The organism is Pseudomonas violetae (assembly GCF_023072615.1).
In the GTDB taxonomy this organism is placed as follows: domain Bacteria; phylum Pseudomonadota; class Gammaproteobacteria; order Pseudomonadales; family Pseudomonadaceae; genus Aquipseudomonas; species Aquipseudomonas violetae.
Genome location: NZ_JAKNRW010000018.1, coordinates 43,653 through 62,014 on the forward strand (window position 1 = coordinate 43,653; position 18,362 = coordinate 62,014).

General features: G+C 58.5%; 19 protein-coding genes and 1 tRNA gene. 9 read left to right on the forward strand and 11 right to left on the reverse strand.

Annotated elements, in window-relative coordinates:
• Positions 1 to 339 precede the first annotated feature (339 nt).
• Together L9059_RS19405 and L9059_RS19410 are read left to right on the forward strand one after the other, a co-directional pair.
• A complete protein-coding gene (locus tag L9059_RS19405; protein ID WP_247292548.1) occupies positions 340 to 1,536 on the forward strand; it encodes an amino acid aminotransferase in 1,197 nt (398 codons plus the stop codon).
• Between the two features lie 159 nt (positions 1,537 to 1,695).
• Complete coding sequence (locus L9059_RS19410) at positions 1,696 to 1,905, forward strand: hypothetical protein (RefSeq protein ID WP_247292549.1); 210 nt, start codon at positions 1,696 to 1,698, stop codon at positions 1,903 to 1,905.
• Here L9059_RS19410 and L9059_RS19415 read toward each other — a convergent pair.
• Positions 1,902 to 2,132: a hypothetical protein gene (locus tag L9059_RS19415; RefSeq protein ID WP_018928109.1), complete on the reverse strand. Its 231-nt coding sequence runs from the start codon at positions 2,130 to 2,132 to the stop codon at positions 1,902 to 1,904. The genes L9059_RS19410 and L9059_RS19415 overlap by 4 nt on opposite strands.
• Before the next feature lie 227 nt (positions 2,133 to 2,359).
• Between L9059_RS19415 and L9059_RS19420 the strand changes: the two genes are divergently transcribed.
• Positions 2,360 to 2,435 (forward strand) — tRNA-Asn (locus L9059_RS19420).
• Between the two features lie 121 nt (positions 2,436 to 2,556).
• On the opposite strand, the gene L9059_RS19425 is transcribed toward L9059_RS19420, so the two are convergent.
• Positions 2,557 to 4,074: a nucleobase:cation symporter-2 family protein gene (locus tag L9059_RS19425; RefSeq protein ID WP_247292550.1), complete on the reverse strand. Its 1,518-nt coding sequence runs from the start codon at positions 4,072 to 4,074 to the stop codon at positions 2,557 to 2,559.
• Positions 4,075 to 4,279: 205 nt separating this feature from the next.
• On the reverse strand, positions 4,280 to 5,107 hold the full coding sequence (locus tag L9059_RS19430; RefSeq protein ID WP_247292551.1) for an arylamine N-acetyltransferase family protein: 828 nt from the start codon (positions 5,105 to 5,107) through the stop codon (positions 4,280 to 4,282).
• A 212-nt stretch (positions 5,108 to 5,319) separates the two neighbouring features.
• On the opposite strand from L9059_RS19430, the gene L9059_RS19435 reads away from it, so the two are divergent.
• Positions 5,320 to 5,640, forward strand: a complete 321-nt coding sequence (locus L9059_RS19435) for a hypothetical protein (RefSeq protein WP_247292552.1) — start codon at positions 5,320 to 5,322, stop codon at positions 5,638 to 5,640.
• Positions 5,641 to 5,702: 62 nt separating this feature from the next.
• Here the strand turns inward: L9059_RS19435 and L9059_RS19440 are convergent, their stop codons facing one another.
• The 3 genes from L9059_RS19440 to L9059_RS19450 form a co-directional block, all read right to left on the reverse strand.
• On the reverse strand, positions 5,703 to 7,274 hold the full coding sequence (locus L9059_RS19440; protein ID WP_247292553.1) for a sensor domain-containing diguanylate cyclase: 1,572 nt from the start codon (positions 7,272 to 7,274) through the stop codon (positions 5,703 to 5,705).
• A 188-nt stretch (positions 7,275 to 7,462) separates the two neighbouring features.
• Positions 7,463 to 7,819: a hypothetical protein gene (locus L9059_RS19445; protein ID WP_247292554.1), complete on the reverse strand. Its 357-nt coding sequence runs from the start codon at positions 7,817 to 7,819 to the stop codon at positions 7,463 to 7,465.
• Positions 7,820 to 7,830: 11 nt separating this feature from the next.
• A complete protein-coding gene (locus tag L9059_RS19450) occupies positions 7,831 to 9,576 on the reverse strand; it encodes a L,D-transpeptidase family protein (RefSeq protein WP_247292555.1) in 1,746 nt (581 codons plus the stop codon).
• Between the two features lie 81 nt (positions 9,577 to 9,657).
• On the opposite strand from L9059_RS19450, the gene L9059_RS19455 reads away from it, so the two are divergent.
• The 3 genes from L9059_RS19455 (at position 9,658) to tal (ending at position 12,737) form a co-directional block, all read left to right on the forward strand.
• The gene (locus L9059_RS19455) at positions 9,658 to 10,362 is read left to right on the forward strand and encodes a murein L,D-transpeptidase catalytic domain family protein (RefSeq protein WP_247292556.1); all 705 of its coding nucleotides are present in this window, start codon (positions 9,658 to 9,660) and stop codon (positions 10,360 to 10,362) included.
• Positions 10,363 to 10,513: 151 nt separating this feature from the next.
• Entirely contained in the window at positions 10,514 to 11,509 is a 996-nt protein-coding gene (dusA, locus tag L9059_RS19460; RefSeq protein ID WP_247292557.1) for a tRNA dihydrouridine(20/20a) synthase DusA, read from the forward strand.
• 301 nt (positions 11,510 to 11,810) lie between these two features.
• A complete protein-coding gene (tal, locus tag L9059_RS19465; RefSeq protein WP_247292558.1) occupies positions 11,811 to 12,737 on the forward strand; it encodes a transaldolase in 927 nt (308 codons plus the stop codon).
• A gap of 92 nt (positions 12,738 to 12,829) precedes the next feature.
• Here the strand turns inward: tal and rssC are convergent, their stop codons facing one another.
• The 3 genes from rssC to L9059_RS19480 all read right to left on the reverse strand — a co-directional run bounded on the left by rssC (position 12,830) and on the right by L9059_RS19480 (position 15,513).
• Positions 12,830 to 13,312 carry an anti-sigma factor antagonist RssC gene (gene rssC / locus L9059_RS19470; protein ID WP_247292559.1) on the reverse strand — a complete coding sequence of 161 codons (483 nt, stop codon included), beginning with the start codon at positions 13,310 to 13,312 and terminating at the stop codon, positions 12,830 to 12,832.
• Positions 13,312 to 14,493: a two-component system response regulator RssB gene (rssB, locus tag L9059_RS19475; protein WP_247292560.1), complete on the reverse strand. Its 1,182-nt coding sequence runs from the start codon at positions 14,491 to 14,493 to the stop codon at positions 13,312 to 13,314. Before rssB ends, rssC begins: the two co-directional genes overlap by 1 nt.
• 378 nt (positions 14,494 to 14,871) lie before the next feature.
• On the reverse strand, positions 14,872 to 15,513 hold the full coding sequence (locus tag L9059_RS19480) for an MlaA family lipoprotein (RefSeq protein ID WP_428480287.1): 642 nt from the start codon (positions 15,511 to 15,513) through the stop codon (positions 14,872 to 14,874).
• Between the two features lie 247 nt (positions 15,514 to 15,760).
• Here L9059_RS19480 and pcrP point away from each other — a divergent pair, with 247 nt between their 5' ends.
• Together pcrP and L9059_RS19490 are read left to right on the forward strand one after the other, a co-directional pair.
• Entirely contained in the window at positions 15,761 to 16,381 is a 621-nt protein-coding gene (gene pcrP, locus L9059_RS19485; RefSeq protein ID WP_247292562.1) for an HAD superfamily inactivated hydrolase PcrP, read from the forward strand.
• Between the two features lie 125 nt (positions 16,382 to 16,506).
• The gene (locus L9059_RS19490; protein ID WP_247292563.1) at positions 16,507 to 16,770 is read left to right on the forward strand and encodes a DUF4404 family protein; all 264 of its coding nucleotides are present in this window, start codon (positions 16,507 to 16,509) and stop codon (positions 16,768 to 16,770) included.
• Between the two features lie 89 nt (positions 16,771 to 16,859).
• Here L9059_RS19490 and queF read toward each other — a convergent pair whose 3' ends face one another.
• Complete coding sequence (gene queF / locus L9059_RS19495) at positions 16,860 to 17,690, reverse strand: NADPH-dependent 7-cyano-7-deazaguanine reductase QueF (protein WP_247292564.1); 831 nt, start codon at positions 17,688 to 17,690, stop codon at positions 16,860 to 16,862.
• A 125-nt stretch (positions 17,691 to 17,815) separates the two neighbouring features.
• Positions 17,816 to 18,331 carry a copper-resistant cuproprotein CopI gene (copI, locus tag L9059_RS19500; protein ID WP_247292565.1) on the reverse strand — a complete coding sequence of 172 codons (516 nt, stop codon included), beginning with the start codon at positions 18,329 to 18,331 and terminating at the stop codon, positions 17,816 to 17,818.
• Positions 18,332 to 18,362 lie beyond the last annotated feature (31 nt).

Genomic DNA, 18,362 nt, shown 5'->3' on the forward strand with positions numbered 1-18,362 from the left:
TTCTCGAAGCAGGGAATCGCGCCCGCGTGGTTGAACCGGCAGGAAACGAGAAAAGCCGCAAACGACTGACGCCGCCCGAGGAAAAAACTGGATTGTGCTCAATGTGGAGCCGATTGCCTGCGCTTTCAAGGCAAACGTCCTACATCACTCTTAGACTTTGACGGCGTAGTGCGACTAACGGTCGAAAAATAATGCAAAAAACTTACAGGAAAAGCCGAATCGTCTGTCGCCTTCAATCGTGGATGGCCTCTATACTAGCTCCCCGTTTGTGCACCGCTCTAGTGCATTCGGCTGGAGCGCGACACGTCCCTCCACTCTCCATTCAGAGCCGCCGCAAAAATGAGCCTGTTCTCCGCTGTCGAAATGGCACCACGCGATCCAATCCTGGGCCTCAACGAAGCATTCAACGCCGATACACGCACCACCAAGGTCAATCTGGGGGTCGGTGTTTACTGCAACGAGGAGGGGCGAATTCCACTCCTACGCGCCGTTGTCGAAGCAGAGACGATTCGCGTCGCTGAACACGCGTCCCGAGGCTACTTGCCCATCGACGGCATCGCCGCCTACGACCAGGCCGTGCAAAAACTCCTGTTTGGCAACGATTCGCCACTGATCGCCGCTGGCCGCGTCCTTACCACCCAGGCAGTTGGCGGCACTGGCGCACTGAAAATCGGTGCTGACTTCCTCAAGCAACTGCTGCCCAACGCCGTCGTGGCGATCAGCGATCCAAGCTGGGAAAACCACCGCGCACTGTTCGAAACCGCCGGTTTCCCGGTGCAGAACTATCGCTACTACGACGCTGCGACTCACGACGTTAACCGCGCCGGCCTGCTGGAAGACCTCAATGCCCTGCCGTCCGGTTCGATTGTCGTATTGCACGCCTGCTGCCACAACCCGACCGGCGTAGACCTGAGTACTGCGGACTGGAACAATGTCCTGCAAGTGGTCAAAGCCAAAGGCCACGTGCCGTTCCTTGACATGGCCTACCAGGGCTTTGGCGACGGCATCGACGAAGATGCTGCTGCCGTGCGCCTGTTCGCTGAATCAGGCCTGACCTTCTTCGTCTCCAGCTCTTTCTCCAAGTCGTTCTCGCTGTACGGCGAGCGCGTTGGCGCACTGTCGATCGTCAGCGAATCGAAAGAAGAAAGCGCGCGAGTGCTGTCGCAGGTCAAACGCGTAATCCGCACCAACTACTCCAACCCGCCAACCCACGGTGCAAGCATCGTCGCGGCCGTGCTGAACAGCCCGCAATTGCGCGCCCAGTGGGAAGAGGAACTGGCCGAGATGCGCTTGCGCATTCGCGGCATGCGCACCCAGATGGTCGACCTGCTGACGGAAAAAGCACCGCAGCGTGACTTCAGCTTCGTCGGTCGCCAACGCGGCATGTTCTCTTACTCCGGCCTGACCACCGAACAGGTTCACCGCTTGCGCAACGAGTTCGGCATCTACGCCCTGGACACCGGCCGCATCTGCGTTGCCGCGCTGAACCAGAGCAACATCAAGGCCGTAACGGACGCCATCGTTCAGGTGATCTGATTCGTCTGCGCTACAAAAAAATGGGAAGCCTTCGGGCTTCCCATTTTTATTTGTCTGAAGAATATTGCTCGAAACCTCTAGACTGCATTAGATCTCAAACTGTAGGAGCTGCAGCTCCTACGGGTTTTGTGTACAGCCTGAATTCCTGCGAGAACGTAGATGAAAAATGATGACCTGCGCGCCGAGCGCGATGACCTGGACGAACTGGACCATTTCGTCCCTCGGCCTGCGGCTAAACGCGGCAACAATCTGGTGCTTCAAGTGGCCGCCGGGGTGTTTCTCGGCGGCCTGGCGCTGTGGCTGGTGCAACTGGCGGCCACAATACTGTATGGCAAGCTGATGCTTGGCACGCTTACGTTCGGCGGTTAAGCCAGTTCGCTGGCACGCTGGCTGGCAGCGTCGTCATAAGCGACATAGAGCGATTCGGCGACCTGGCTCTTGATGGCCTTGGTGCTCTCCAGGCCGAGAACGAAGCCTTCGGCCTTGCCTCCGGCACGATTCAATTCTTCGGCGGTGCTGGCCTGGGTGATGGCGTCGAACAGCTTTTCAGCGTGTGGACCGACACCTTTGGGCAGGCTGATCTGGGCGATGCTCATGCGCGCACCCCGTTGGCTGGACAGGTGAAGACTGGGTGATTCATGGCGCGTACCTTTTCGGCGAATGGCCGGCAGCGCGTGTAACCGCTTCCGGGCGGCCATGGTAGACCCCTGAGGGACTTCTGGTAACTGCCAAAGTCGGAAAAACCACCCTGGGCTTCGACCAATTGTCGAATTTAGCCACAGTCGCTTGACTTCTCTTTCTGAATCAGTAACATACACGCCATTCCGCGATAGCTCAGTTGGTAGAGCAAGTGACTGTTAATCACTGGGTCCCTGGTTCGAGTCCAGGTCGTGGAGCCAGACAGCAAGAACCAAAAAGCCCCTGAATCGAAAGATCCAGGGGCTTTTTTGTGGGCGCCTATAAATTCAAAAGATCGCAGGCTGCGACCTTTTGAACTACCGCTTCTACCGCGCCCTCAGGTCATACATGCTCACCGGTCTTGGCATGCACCGGTCGCGGCTCTCCATGCCCATGGTCAACATCCACCACCGGAATCTCCTTGCCATCGCAGTCATGCAGCTTGCCGTCACTGAAGTAATCCCCTTCACGCAACGCAGCCAGATCCTGATAACCCAGTACCCGCTCGGTACCGGCAGCAAACACCGACTGCTGATCGGAGTTGCCCGCCGTGAGGTGGTTAAATGTCAGATTGAGCACGATGGCCATGATCGCCGACGAGCTGATGCCCGAATGGAAGATGGTCGCGAACCAGCTCGGGAAATGGTCGTAGAAGTTCGGCGCAGCGATGGGGATCATGCCGAAACCGATCGAGGTGGCGACAATGATCAGGTTGACGTTGTTGCGGTAATCAACCTTGGACAGCGTACGAATACCACTGGCCGCCACAGTGCCGAACAGGACAATACCGGCACCGCCGAGCACCGAGGTCGGTACTGCGGCAATCACCCGCCCCATGAATGGCAGTAGGCCAAGGATCACCAGGAACAGCCCGCCAGTCGCCACCACGAAGCGACTCTTGATCCCGGTCACCGCCACCAGCCCGACATTCTGGGCGAATGCGCTTTGGGTGAAAGAGCCAAAGATCGGCGCGATCATGCTCGACAGCATGTCGGCACGCAGACCATTGCCCAGGCGCTTGGAGTCGACCTTGGTGTCGATAATTTCGCCCACGGCGAGGATGTCCGCCGAAGTTTCCACCAGCGTTACCATGACCACAATGCACATCGACAGGATCGCGGCGAAGTGGAAAGTCGGCATGCCGAAGTGGAACGGTGTCGGGAAACCGAACATCGGCCCCTGGGTCACGGAGGAGAAGTCCGCCATGCCGAGGAACACTGCGATGACCGTGCCGATGACCATGGCCAGCAGGATCGACAAGCGGGAGATGGTCGCGCTGCCGATCTTGCTCAGCAGCAGCACCAGCACCAGCGTCAGGGCGGCCAACCCAATATTCGCCATGCTGCCAAAGTCAGGCGCGTGACTGTTGCCCCCCATTGCCCAGCGTGCAGCCACGGGCATCAGCGTAAGGCCAATGGTGGTGATCACGATACCCGTGACCAGTGGCGGGAAGAACTTGGTGATACGCGAGAACACCGGGGTGATCAGCAACCCGATCAAAGACGCGGCAATCACCGCCCCAAGGATCGACTGGAACCCGCCCTCCCCGCCACTGCTGACAATCGCCACCATGGTCGCGACACCGGAAAACGATACGCCCTGTACCAGCGGCAACTGACAGCCAAAAAACGGTAAACCAAGGGTCTGCAGCAAAGTCGCCAGCCCCCCTGCAAACAATGACGCAGCAATCAACAAGCCAATGTCTGCCGGCGAAAGCCCGGCCGCCTGACCGATGATCAACGGTACCGCGACGATACCTCCATACATGGTCAGAACGTGTTGCAGGCCATAAGCCATATTCGCGCCGATCCCAAGATTTTCATCCTCGGGCCGTTGGTGTGAAACATGGGGCGTTTTCATGATTGGGGGGTTCCCTGGCTTTTTGTTATGCGCACACTGTATGCAAGAGTTAGGACAAATGTCTATAGAGTTGTATACAACTCATCGGTCAGATTATGGACACCTGTTCACCCCACCCTTGGCCGCACTGGGTTTGACTGGAAAATTCACTGACAAATCTCCGCTTACGCCCCCTGCCCCCCGCGAGTCTTTTGCTTTGCGCGCTCTACGCACCGGCGACCAAGCGGGCCAGCGCCTGCCTCAATCCAGCATGCACCGGCACCCGAATACCGAACTCGCGCTGCAACAAGCCGATAAGCTCTTCCACGTCGACCACTTCACGCCGCTCGCTGTCGTAGCCGATTCGATGGATCGCAAAACTGCCATTATTGAGCGTGCGCCGCCACCCATCCCCGGTCCGCGCCACCATCAATTGTCTAGCGAAAGGCGAGTCCGGATGGGTCGAGACATACCAGTTGCCGACGGCGTAATCGACGTCCTCCTGGCGCTGCAGGTCAAAGATGTACATAGGCCGCCATTCACCCGCGACCTTGGCACGCAAGGTGAAGCCATCCTCGTGCCGTTCGATCCGGTAGGGTTCATGGGGGGTGGGCTGCTCGCCTGTGGAGTCGAGCAGTAGCGGCGCAGTGGGGACCATGCCGCCGAAACCGACGTCGCTGATGTAGCGCACGCCGTCGAGGTGCACCAGGCTCAAACGGTGGGTACGGGTAGTCCACGCGCCTTCGGGCTGGCCCATCACCACACGACCGGTGATGCCGCGAACATCAAAGCCCAGCGCCTGAAGCAACGCGAAAAAGAGGTGGTTGAGTTCGTAGCAATAGCCGCCGCGCTGTTCCTGCAATAGTTTTCGCTCGATGGACGGCAAGTCGATCAGCACTGGCTCGCCCGCCAGCGTCGCCAGGTTTTCGAACGCGAACACGCTGGTGTGACGCAGTTGCAGCTGGCGCAGGGTTTCGAGTGTTGGCGCAGGAGGTGCGTCGAACCCCAGAAGTTGCAGGTAGTGCGCAAGATTACTCAGGCGTGTTTCGCTCATTGCTCAGTCCTTATGCCGATGCCGCGGATCGCTCCGCCGATGGGCGACAGGTATAGGCCAAAAGGGCCCCGGAACGACAATTGATTTCACCAATCAACCCGCCTGAAAATCAACGGCGCTTGCGCGTGACACGACCACTCGTCATCCAGTCGGCACCCAGCACCCTCCCCGCCACCCAACATCAGGTAACGACTCATTTGCGGAGACGTAACATGAAAAACCTCAAGATCACTTCACTGGTGCTGGCTGGAATGATGTCAGCTGCCTCACTGGGTGCTTATGCGGCATCCGGCGATGGAGCAGACGCTTGCGGGACCAAGCCGGGATCCGTCGGTGGCTCGACGATGGCGCCCAATAACAATCCCGGTATGCCGTCCGGCACTGCAGGCAGTAGCAACAGCAGTTCAACCCCATCTACCGGTAGCGGGAATGGCACGGGTACTAATGGCGGTACCAGTGGCTCGGGCGCTGGCGGGGGCACGGGGTCTGCGGGTGGAGGAACCGGCGGTGCGGGCGGCGGCACGGGCAGCTGAACGCGTAAAGGCAGCCGATGAGCTCGGCTGCTTGCCCCGCCTTGGCCGGGCGGTTTGCTACCTCAGCGATCCGAACGCATCAGCGCATCGCCAACGTCTTCCATTGACAGCACCGCCACTCGGTTACGGCCTGAGTGCTTGGCTTGGTACAACGCGGCATCGGCGCGTTCGATAAACACTTCGATACTGTCGCGCCCGCTCGGCACGAACGAGTAGCATCCCAGGCTCACCGTCACGCATCCCGTGGGCGACCCGGTATGGGTGATGTTCTTGCCCATGACCTTGCGCCTGATTTCTTCGGCAATCACCATTGCCCCACGCAAATCAGTATTGGGCAGCAGTACCGCGAACTCCTCCCCACCATAACGCACCGCCAGATCAGCCTTGCGCTGACAGCAAGCTTGCACCGCACCCGCCACTTCAGCCAGGCAGTGGTCACCGACCACGTGACCGTAGGCATCGTTGTAGCGCTTGAAAAAATCGATGTCGAGCATGATCAGGCTTAGTGAACTGGCGAGCCGTGCCCCACGCCCGAATTCAATGTCCAGCGCTCGCTCGAACAACCTCCGATTTGCCAGCCCCGTCAGGCTGTCGTGGGTGGCGATCAGTTCCAGCGTTTCCTGGGCCGCACGCAGATCCGCCTCAATGCGCTCGCCATTGCGCACCTGATGAATGAACACCCAACCGAACAAGCCAACGCCCAGCACCACCAGACCCACAATCACGCTGGACTGGAACGCAGTGTCTGACCAGTGCTTGAGGATCGCAGCTTGTGAAGAAGCGGCGGACACCACCAACGGATAGGCATCCAGTTGCCGGTAACCGTGCAGCCGCACCACGCCGTCGACCACCGCGGTGACCATGGCGTTGCCGGAGGACGCACTGGGCAGCCATTTCTGGAAGCTTTCCCCTTGAGCCAGGGTCGATCCAATCTGCGCTTCCACGAAAGGTCTGCGCGCCAGCAAGGTGCCGTCGGTCAGGGCTAGAAACATCGAGCCGTTGTCATCAATGCTGAAGCTTTTAAAGAACTGGTCGAAATACGACATCTTGATCCCGGCCAACAATACGCCCGCGAACTTGCCGTTCCTGTCGTTAACGCGCTTGGACAGCGGAATGATCCATTCGCCATTCTCGCGACTGCGAATCGCCGGACCGATGTGCGCCTGCGAAGAGGTGTTCTGCTCGTGGAACTTGAAGTAGTCACGATCCGCCACCCCCTTGCCACGGGGCAGGGCTTCGAACGAGGTCACCACCCACTGCCCCTGCCGGTCGAACAGGAAAATCCCATGCAGCTGATTCAGTGCCAACACTCGTCGGGCGAAGGTCTTCTGCAGCCTTGGTAATTGCGCAGCCCCGTAGCTATCAGCCTGCAACCAGTCGGCCAGGCTGCTCAACACCAGGTCAGCTTTCATGAAGGTATCTTCTGCCTGCTGCGCCATGGCGCGGGTCAGATTCTCCGACGCCACTTGCGCCTGTTCCAGATCGTGACTGCGCGACTGCTGAAGTTGCAGGTACAGCAAACCAACCAGGCTCAGGCACACCGCTACGATGAACAGCACCGCTGCCTTGAGCAGCGGCAGTCGTTTGAGGGTGCCGCCAGAGTCGTGCTGGGGGTCGTGCAAGGGAATTGGCAAAAAGCTCATCCTGGAGAAGGCGCGTCAGGCGCCGATCATTTTATCGACATCTTCAAAGGTCACATAATGCCCGAGGGGTCTCGTAAAACCGTTCTTCTGCCTGTTCCAGATCGACTCCCACCAGGAGCACTTTGGAAACGCCCAGGTAATAAGCAACCTGGAGCGCCAAATAAGCCGAGGAGCGCGAATCAACAGATACAGCTCCCCCTTGGGTTGAGCGCCTGGTAATAAGCGTGACTTTGCGGCAACGCAACTCGCTGGCTAAGCCGCATGGTTTCAGTGAACAGACGAGGCTGCTCCCTGTAGTGCGCGTCATCCGAGCACATGAAAAAGTATGGCTTGATACCGGTGCCGATGAACATGGATATCGCGCCGTTCATGGTAATCATCGGCACGTCGGCATACTTCTTGAGAGGGAAGTCTCTGGCCGACGCACCCGAGGCGATGATGAACACCGCCCCGTTATTTATATTGTGACACTCATCCAGATCGCGCACCTGGACCGGGCTTTTGACCAGCTCCGTGGTTTTCTGCGCAACATCCATATTCAGCTCCGTTATTTCGGGTTGATCACCACGGCGGGAGCCCCTACCCGCAACAAATCCAGAATGGGTGACTTTGAGGGCAGGTTCAAACCCCGCAGGACAGCCGAATCGTAGCCGTAGACATCAGGTTTGAAAGTCACTCGCCCGTCCTTACTCAGGTCTACCGTCCAGTACGCCAAGAGCACCGGAACCTTCACCGGTAGCCGAATGTTTTCGGTCTTGCCCTTGGCCAGCTGTTTTTGTATTCCGGCACTGTCCCAGCGCACCGGATCGTTGAACAGCAGTTCGACCAACTGCAACGGGTTTTCCACGCGAATGCAGCCGGAACTGGTGGCGCGCACGGTCTTGGAGAACAACTCGCGATGGGGCGTGTCGTGCAGATAAATCGCATAGTCATTGGGAAAACGAATCACCACCTGCCCTAGCGAGCTGTCGGGCCCGGCATCCTGGCGCAGGATGACACCGCGCGGATTGCTCCAGTCGACACTTGAAGGATCCAGCACTGCGCCATCGCGGTCGATCACGCGAATGCGGTTGGCGGCGAGATAATCGGGATTTCTCTGGATCCTGGGGATCACGTCTTCCTTGAGGATGGTGGGTGGCACGGTCCAGGTCGGATTGAACGTGACATACGTGATCTCGGACTGGAACACCGGCGTATTGCGAAACGGCTTGCCGACCTGCACTCGCGAGCGCCAGATCGGTTTGCCATCACGATACATCGCTACTTTATACCCAGCGATGTCTACGATCACGAAAGTGCCTTGCAGCTTATAAAGCAGCCAGCGCGCCCGCTCCATGTTCACCCGCACCTGATCAATACGGGCGTCGACCGATACATTCAGCGCGGCCAAGGTACTCGCCCCGGCCACGCCATCAGCGCTCAGGTATTGCTCGGCCTGATATTTCTTCACCGCAGCGATCACCGGGCCGTCGTATCGGGTCCCATGAACCAGGCGCGGTTCGAGAAAACCACCGCCCACCAACCTCGCCCGCAATTGGGCGACGGCGGGATCATCCATACCCGGCTTGAGCGACTGACCTTCAGCAACTTTTGGCCAACCACCACCATCATGCACCTTGCGTAATTGTGCCAGGCCCTCGCGCAATCCGCGGTACACCGACTCTTGTGGCGGCGCTTGGGCAAAGGCGCCAGCCACGTCATGGGCATCCAGGGCAATGAAGAATTTGTTCACGTCTTCCCGGGGATCGACGTCCGAGGGGTCGAAATTCCAGTGGATATCCAATCGGGAAGGGTCGACCTTGCCGCGACGCAATTGCAGCAATGCCGTGAGAAAGGTATGGGTGGCCGCAATATCGAATGCGGCCCGCTGTTCGGGTGTTGCAGAATCGGCCTGCAATAACGTCCGGGATCTGGCCAACTCGTCGATATGAAAATCCGCAGGATTCAAGCCGTCGATCTGAGTGGCCTGGAGGCTGGCGAACAATTGAGCGGTGTCGCTCACATTAGTCCACGCCGCGCGATAGCCGCGATGGGAGTAGAAATCGAGGACCATGCGACTGACGTCGACCCGCTTATGACGCGGCGCAGTCAATAACGGTGGAAAAGACGTGCTCAGAGGCGACAGGTTGGCCTGGATGGCCTGCCCGACGTTGTCATCCGCTGCCGCACCCCTTTGGATGATGGGCGCAACTTCGCCCTCAATCGACGAAGTTTCCCCGTGCGCAGCACCGCTGATCAGAAAGACCATAAAAAAGACGCGGCTTATGACGAATAACCTTGTTAAGTGCACCATGGATAATCCTTAATCTCCCGACTTCAACGGCTAGCTTCCCGTAAACAGCTAGACTCGAACCTATCACGATGAGACATCTATATGGCGCCAGCTTGCATTCGACTGCTTTTTTCGGCCCTGCTGCTGACATCCCTTTCAGTACCGGCAGCCTACGCCGATTCGCTTGCCGCCGCCCTCGTCAAAGCGGCTCCAGATGCCAACGCCACCGTTATAAACCTGGCAGTACGTGCTTCACAATGCACCCAGGCCCAGGGTTCGGCTCCAGCCCAACGCCTGGCAGTGATCGATTACTCCCTGCCTTCTACCGAACAACGCCTGTGGGTGTTCGATCTGAAAAAGCGAAAGTTGCTGTTTCGTGAACTGGTCGCCCATGGGCGCAACAGTGGCGAGAACATGGCGGTCAACTTTTCCAACCAGAACGAAAGTTTCGCGACCAGCCTGGGGTTGTATCGCACCCAGGCCAGTTACATCGGGCAAAACGGTTATTCCCTGCGCATGCAAGGCCTGGAACCGGGCTTCAACGATAACGCGTTTGAGCGGGCAATCGTCATTCACGGTGCGCCATACGTCAGCCCGGTACTGGCCCGCGCCAACGGCCGGATAGGCCGAAGCCTCGGTTGCCCGGCAGTCAGGCCCGCGGTAGCGCGCCCGCTGATTGACTCGATGAAAAATGGGCAGTTGCTGTTTTCTTATTATCCGGACCAGCGCTGGCTGAAGTCTTCACCTTATATTAACTGCAGTGGTGCTACGGTTGCTTCGGCGGGTAAGGCTACGTCTCGCAAGTAGGTGGGGCGTTGTTTGAGGGCGGCGGATCATTCTTGAGGTTTCCATTGCAGTGTTGGAAACACGCGGACGTGGCAGCGTGACGGCTCAAGCCGCACCTGCCCAACCCTGATAAACTGGCAGTTCCCTAGCGCTGCCGATTCCAGATTCCCCAATGCCTTCAGCTATTGCTACACCCACAACGCTCTCCCGCCGTTTTTCAGTCGCGCCGATGATGGATTGGACCGACCGTCACTGCCGTTTCTTCCTGCGCCTGCTCTCCAAGCGCGCCCTCCTCTACAGCGAGATGGTCACCACCGGCGCGCTTCTCAACGGCGATCACGAGCGTTTCCTTCGTCACAACGAAGCCGAGCACCCGCTTGCCCTGCAACTGGGCGGTAGCGTACCGCTGGACCTGGCTGCATGCGCCCGCATGGCCCAGGAACATGGCTATGACGAGGTGAACCTGAATGTCGGCTGCCCGAGTGATCGGGTGCAGAACAACATGATCGGCGCGGTACTGATGGGGCATCCGCAGTTGGTGGCGGATTGTGTGAAGGCGATGCGTGATACGGTGTCGATTCCGGTGACGGTGAAGCACCGGATCGGGATCAATGGCCGGGACAGCTATGAGCAGTTGTGCGACTTCGTCGGCACCGTGCGGGATGCCGGGTGCACCAGTTTTACCGTGCATGCGCGGATTGCGATCCTGGAAGGGTTGTCGCCGAAAGAGAACCGCGATATTCCGCCGCTGCGCTATGACGTTGCGGCGCAGCTGAAGACTGACTTCCCGGACCTGGAGATCATCCTTAACGGCGGGATCAAGACGCTGGAGTCCTGCCATGAGCACTTGCAGACCTTCGACGGGGTGATGCTGGGGCGTGAGGCGTACCACAATCCTTATGTGATGGCAGAGGTGGATCAACAGCTGTTCGGCAGCACAGCACCGGTGATCAGCCGCGCTGACGCGCTGGCGCAGTTGCGACCTTATATTGCGGCGCATATCGATGCAGGCGGTTCCATGCACCACATCACTCGGCATGTGCTGGGACTGGGCACGGGCTTTCCTGGGGCGCGCAGGTTTCGGCAGTTGTTGTCGGTCGATATTCACAAGGCAAAGGAGCCTTTGGCGTTGTTGGATCAAGCGGCGGAGTTGTTGGAGGGGCGTTGAAGGTTTGGTGGCCGCGATGGTCGATTGCCGGTCCAAAAGATCGCAGCCTCGTTTCACTCGACAGCTCCTACGACCGCTACAACTGCTACGGCTCTTGCCGCCATGTGCGCTTGCAGGGGCTACCGGTCACCCCGGTTGAACCAGTCCCCCATTTCGGCATCGTATTTATTAACACCGCGCCCCACCTTTCAAACAGCCGTTTTCAGGTTGTTGCCGCTGGGGCCTTCGATAGATACACGCGCCCTTGAGTGGCTGTCAGCGCTCGGGTAATGTCATCAGATCTAAAGGACAGAGCACGCCCATGACCTCCAAGCTGGAACAACTTAAACAAATGACCACCGTAGTTGCCGACACTGGCGACTTCGAAGCAATTGCTCGGGTCAAGCCGGTAGACGCTACCACCAACCCCTCCCTGCTGCTCAAAGCGGCTGCGATCCCAGGTTATGCCGAGTTGCTGAATGCTTGCGTGCATGACTGCAAAGGCGATGTGGGTCTGGCCAGCGATCGTTTTGGTGTCGCGGTTGGGCAGGAAATCCTTAAGGTGGTACCGGGCCGGATTTCCACGGAAGTGGATGCGCGCCTGTCGTTCGACACTGACGCGGTATTGAAGCGCGCGCACCGTCTGATCGAACTCTATGACAAGGCTGGCGTGGGCCGTGACCGCGTACTGATCAAGATCGCGTCAACCTGGGAAGGTATTCGTGCCGCCGAGAAGCTGGAGAAGGAAGGCATCCAGACCAACCTGACCCTGCTGTTTTCGTTCGCCCAGGCAGCGGCCTGTGCCGAGGCTGGCGTGTTCCTGATCTCGCCGTTCGTGGGCCGCATCTACGACTGGTACAAGAAAGCCAACGGCAACGACTACACCGGCGCGGACGATCCGGGCGTGCAGTCGGTGACCCGCATCTACAACTACTACAAAGCGAACGACTACAAGACCGTGGTCATGGGTGCCAGCTTCCGCAACCTTAACCAGATCGAGCAACTGGCTGGTTGTGATCGCCTGACCATCAGCCCGGAGCTGATCGACAAGCTGGCGGCCGATACGGGCAAGCTGGAGCGCATGTTGGCCCCAGGAAATGCCGGGGAGGCGCGCCTGAGCTTGAATGAGGCGCAGTTCCGCTGGTTATCCAACGAGGATGCAATGGCGACGGAAAAGCTGGCTGAGGGGATTCGGCAGTTTGCTCGGGATCAGGAGAAGCTTGAGGCACTGCTGCAAGCCAAGCTGTGATCTAGTCCAAGGCAACGCAAAAAGGCGAACACTCAGCGGTTCGCCTTTTTTGTGTGTTGAATTCTAATGTGGGAGCGGGGAATTTCACAGGATCAGGGGCGCTCGAGCGCATTCACCAGGTCATGAAAGGCTTCACGATTAGAGTCGTTGAGCCCCATGAGGATCTTGTGCGCTTCCAGCACTTTGATCCGCACCACTTCCTCCGACTGATCCTGGTCTGGCAGATCGGTCAGGCACTCAGGGCACGGGATCGGACGATCAACGATGTTGAACACCTGCTCGAAACCCATGGACTGCAGCAGACGGGTGATATCTTCGTGGGTGGTGACGACGGTCGGCAGCAGGCCGACTTTTTGCCGCGACAGGATCGACAATTTGGCCAGCAGGCCAAGGGTGGTGCTGTCGATGCTACGGGTCTCGGTCAGGTCGATCACGATGGCGTTGAAATTCAACGCAGTGAAGATCCGCTCAATAGTCGCATCCAACGCCGAACACAGGGTCAGGCGAACTTCACCGACGAACTTCAGGACAAAGGTGCCGTCCTGCTCGGCGAACTGGATTCTACCGGTACTCATTAAAGATTCCTGCTCAACACCAACAGGGCGATATCATCCGGCATCTCCCCAAGCGTGGCCAATCCAAAAACCTGCCGCAACCCATCCAGGGTGCCGCACGCTGCCTTGACCCGCTGGGGCAAGGCTGCTTCTTTTTCCTTCAGTGTCGGCTCTGGCAGAAGGTCCAGGATGCCATCGGACATCAGCGTCAAGCTGAAGGTCGGCGGCAGTTCCAGTACGTGATCTTCGTAGGTAGCTTCGTTGAAGAGGCCCACCGGCAGACCGCGCCCTTCCAGATAACGAACACTGTTTGGCGTGTACAACACAGGCAACGGCAAATGACCGCCGATGCTATAGGTCAACAAACCTGTCTCCTCGTCGATGACTCCACCGACCATTGTGACGTGTTTACCCAGCTTACAACTGATCAGGCCTCGGTTGATATGACCAAGCACCTCTGAAGGCTTGAATTCCGGCAATGTACCGCTGCGCTTGGATTCGAACAGCAAGCGCGTGGTCATGAACTTCAACAGCACGGTGACGAAGGCTGAAGAGGCGCCGTGACCGGAAACGTCCGCCAGATAGAAGGCTACCCGACGCTCATCGACTCGAAAATAGTCGACAAAGTCACCCGACAGGTACAGCGACGGGATGATCTGGTGGGCGAACTGGAACTCATCGACGGTCCAGGGGCTGACCGGCAGCATGTTCATCTGCACCTGGCGACCGGCGTTCTGGTCTTCCTGGAGCAGGTTGAGGCTGGCTTCCAGCTCCCGATTGGCCTTTTCCAGCTTCTCGCGGTAGCGCTGGTTTTCCAGCAGCAGGCGCGCGCGATCCAGGGCTCGGCGCACTGAGTGCTCAAGCACGGCCAGATCTTCGAGAGGCTTGATCAGGTAGTCAGCTGCCCCCAGGCGCAGGGCCTCGACTGCATCATTCATCACGCCGGCACCCGAAACCACGATCACCGGGGTTTGCGGCGACCGCTCGGTGACCTGGCGGATAAGTTCGAGTCCGCCCATCTGTGGCATGCGCAGATCGCAGATGACCAAGTCGGGCTTGTCTTGCTCGAATACCTGAAGACCTTGCTGGCCATTGCTGGCCTGCAGGACGCTGAAACCACTGTCTTCCAAATAGGCGGCGAGACTCGCGCGCACTACTTCGTCATCATCGATTATCAGCAGCGTGGCACTGGTTTTTGGCATGTGGGCAAACGGCGCCAGAATTAGGTTGGCGTAGCAGGCGAGGTTCAGACCTGGCTCTCACTACTGGATTCGCTTTCTAGCCTCTCTGTCGCACCGGTTTCGGGCTTTTGCCCTACGCACAGGTCACACCAGAGGTGCCCTCTAAGGCGCAGACGGTACTCCCATCCGCGGGGCGTTTCAAGCTCGTGGCGATGGTCGCTTGAGGACTTTACCCGGCAAATGACCAGTAGTTATAAGAACAGTTAAAACCGTAACCCAATGTTAGGTTGCACTCGACGCTCAAAACTCCTTTGGAGACAGGCCAAACCTGCGATTTCCCTGATCCGGATGAACGAAAAAGGCGGCACAATGGCCGCCTTCCTCTATGACTGATCGAAATCAGAAATCGTCTTCGACCTGACCGTCTTTGACCTTGAATTCACGATTCTGTAAGTAGGCGTTACGGATGAAGACGTACTTGTCGCCATTGATCAGCTTCTCTGCCGACAGCAGGCTGGCGCGGGTGTCGACCACATCCAGCGCCCTGAACGAGTTACGCACCGACACGTCGTCGACATAGCGATAGGCACCGACGTAGGAGTCGGGGTATTTGGCCGGTGCATCGCGCAAGGTGCTTGGGCCGAAGAATGGCAGCATCAAGTAAGGACCGCTAGGAACACCCCAATAGCCCAGGGTCTGGCCGAAGTCTTCATCGTTACGTTGAAGACCCATGCGGGTACCGACGTCGATGAAGCCCAGCAGGCCAAACGTGGTGTTGAAGATCAGGCGTGCGGTATCGACGCCCGCTGCCGCCGGCTTGGCCTGCAGCACATCGTTGGCGAGGTTGCGCACGTCACCGATGTTCCGGAAGAAATTGTGAATGCCATCTTCGACGAATTGCGGCGTCACGTACTGATAACCCTGGGCCAATGGCTTCAGCGCATAGGTATCGAGTACATCGTTGAATTTGTAGATCGGGCGGTTGACGCTTTCCCAAGGGTCTTCTTCCGTGGCTGCCTGGGCAACGAACGGCACCAGCATTACGCTGGAACACACACACAGCTGAGCTAGAAGGTTGCTCCAGCGCATAGAAAAACTCCTTGGATTGTACTGACGCAGGCTCTTGGCCCTGGCGTTGAGTTGCGTAGTATAAGACGGAAAGGCCGTTTTAGGCAGCATCGCCGTGACCCCTCGCGCAACACGACATTGCCGGCCGATTGATGAGCAGTAGTGTCACTCAACTGTCACCCGCGTGGAATAGCCTTGATACTATTTCAGGGATGTCGATATGCCGCACGCTGAAGCCTTGCCCCTCGCTGCGCCCAGCCTGACCGCCGTACTGTTTGGCCTCAGTGGCTGCCTGGTGGATTTTGGCGCACGCACCCTCCAACACGGCGGCCATCAGGGGGAATACGCCGAGGTCACGCCGGGCGCCCTGGACAGTCTGCACAGTTTGCAACGACAGCAGATTCCCTGCACCTGGCTCGACGAACTACCCCCTGCCCTAAGCCACTCCCTGGCGCTCGCGCTGCCGGAATGGATCAAACCTTCGCAACACCTAGCAACAAACAATCCATGGCCGGCCCCCCATGCCTGCTGGGAAGCCTTGATGGCCCTGAACGTTGCCCAACTGGACGGATGTGTACTGGTGAGCGGTGAGCCGCGGCTACTGCAGTCCGGTCTGAACGCCGGTTTGTGGACCATTGGCCTGGCGTCCTGTGGATCGCTTTGCGGACTCGCGCCGAATGAATGGCAGGCGTTGAGCGCACAGCAGCGTGAGCTCAAACGCGGCAAGGCAACGGTGCAATTGTTCAGCCTGGGGGTGCATTCGGTGATCGACCACCTGGGCGAACTCGACACCTGCCTGGCGGACATCAGCCTGCGCCGATTCAAGGGCGAAAAGCCCTGATTGCGGCCATCCTCAGATCAACACATGCAGGTTGCTCGCTAGTGGATTAATCTAGAGCTCAGCCATAGACCTTTGGCGCGCTGCTGCGGTCTATGCCAGTGCCTATCGATAAAAGGAAGAACGTCATGCCTGCCCGCGAACTGCAAGAACAGCTCAATACTCTGCGCGAGCAATTGGAACAGAATCCGCCACTGACCGAAGCGGAGCGCCAGGACCTGCAAGTGCTGATGGAGCAGATCCAACTTGAGCTCGAGCTTGAGACCAAAACCCAGGATTCGAGCCTGTCCGATAACGTCAACCTGGCCGTCGAACGCTTCGAAATCGAACACCCTACGCTCGCCGGCACCCTGCGCAACATTGTGCAGGCGCTGGGCAACATGGGTATCTGAATTCACCGGATGTAAAAAAGCCCTGCCAGTGATGGCGGGGCTTTTTATTGTCCATCGTCCCCTGTGGGAGCGGTTTCCACACAAGTTATTTATTGACGGACCAGGCGGTGGTTCGGCAGTTGCACTTCTTCAGTGCTGCGATACGGGTTGATGTCCAACCCACCGCGGCGCACATAACGCGCATACACGGTCAATTTCTCTGGTTTGAGCAGCCGCTGCAGGTCGAGGAAGATCCGCTCCACACACTGCTCATGGAAGTCCGAATGCTGGCGGAAGCTGACGATGTACTCCAGCAGGCTCGCGTGATCCAGCGCCGCCCCACGGTACTCGACTGCCACACTGCCCCAATCCGGCTGGCTGGTCACCGGGCAATTGGATTTGAGCAGATGGCTGTGCACGCTCTCCTCGACAATGCGCGAATCGTCGCAACGCAGCAGTTCCGGGCGCGGATGCTCGTAGTTGCTGACACTGATGTCCAGGTCGTCGATACACACGCCCGGCAACGCAACGACGCCTTCGGCTTCCACCTCTTGCAGACTGCGGATGCGCACGCCCACCGGCTTGCCGGCAGCGGCGGACAGGTCGTTGGCCAGGGTTGCTTCAAGGCTTGCCGTATCAGCAAATGGCGTCTGGTTCAGCGAGTTGAGGTACAGCTTGAACGACTTCGACTCGATGATATTCGGCGAGTCCGCCGGAATGCTGAATTCGCCGATCGCCACCACGGGCTTACCTGAGGGCAGCAGCCACGACAGTTCGAAGCAGTTCCAGAAGTCCATGCCTGTGTACGGCAGGGTTTGCGCCGTCAGGCCGAGCTCGGCCCATTTCGCGGTGCGCGGGATAGGGAACAGCAGGGACGGCGTGTAGGTGGCGATGTATTCGCTGGATTTGCCCAGCGGCGAGTGTTCGGCTGCGGGATGCATGGCGGAAACCTGACTGAAGAATCAGTGGATTCTATCAGTGTTCAGTGGTTTTGTTGGGGGTTGGGAGGTGGGTGCTTTTGGGAAAGATCGCAGCCTCGTTGCACTCGACAGCTCCTACACAGCGCCTACGGGGCTTCGACGGTGAGTTTACCGACCATGCCGGCCTGGTAGTGACCGGGAATATTGCAGGCGAATTCGAGGCTGGTGGGTTGGGTGAAGGTCCAGGTCAGCTCGGCGGTTTTGCCTGGCTCGACCAGTACACTGTTGGGGTCATCGTGCTTCATGGCGTGACCCATGGCGCCGTGATCCATGGCCTTCATGCCCGTCGGCGTGAGCATGCCGCTTTGTTGCATCTCCAGCATTTCCTGTTGATGCCTGGCATGCATAGCGGCGTCGCCGAGGTTGAACTCATGCAGCAATTGACCTTTGTTGACCAGCACGAAACGCACGGTCTCCCCGGCCTTGATATCGATCGCCTTGGGATTGAACGACATGTCACCCATGACCACTTCAATGCTGCGAGTGGCCTTGGCGGCCGGAGCCGGTTGACCAAAATCGACGGATTGCGCCGGCGCTGCCCACACCGGAGTGCTCAGTGCCAGCAGGCATGCGGTCAACAGCAGGGGTTTGCGCATAAACATGGGTCTACTCCAACAAGGTAAGGTTCAGCCT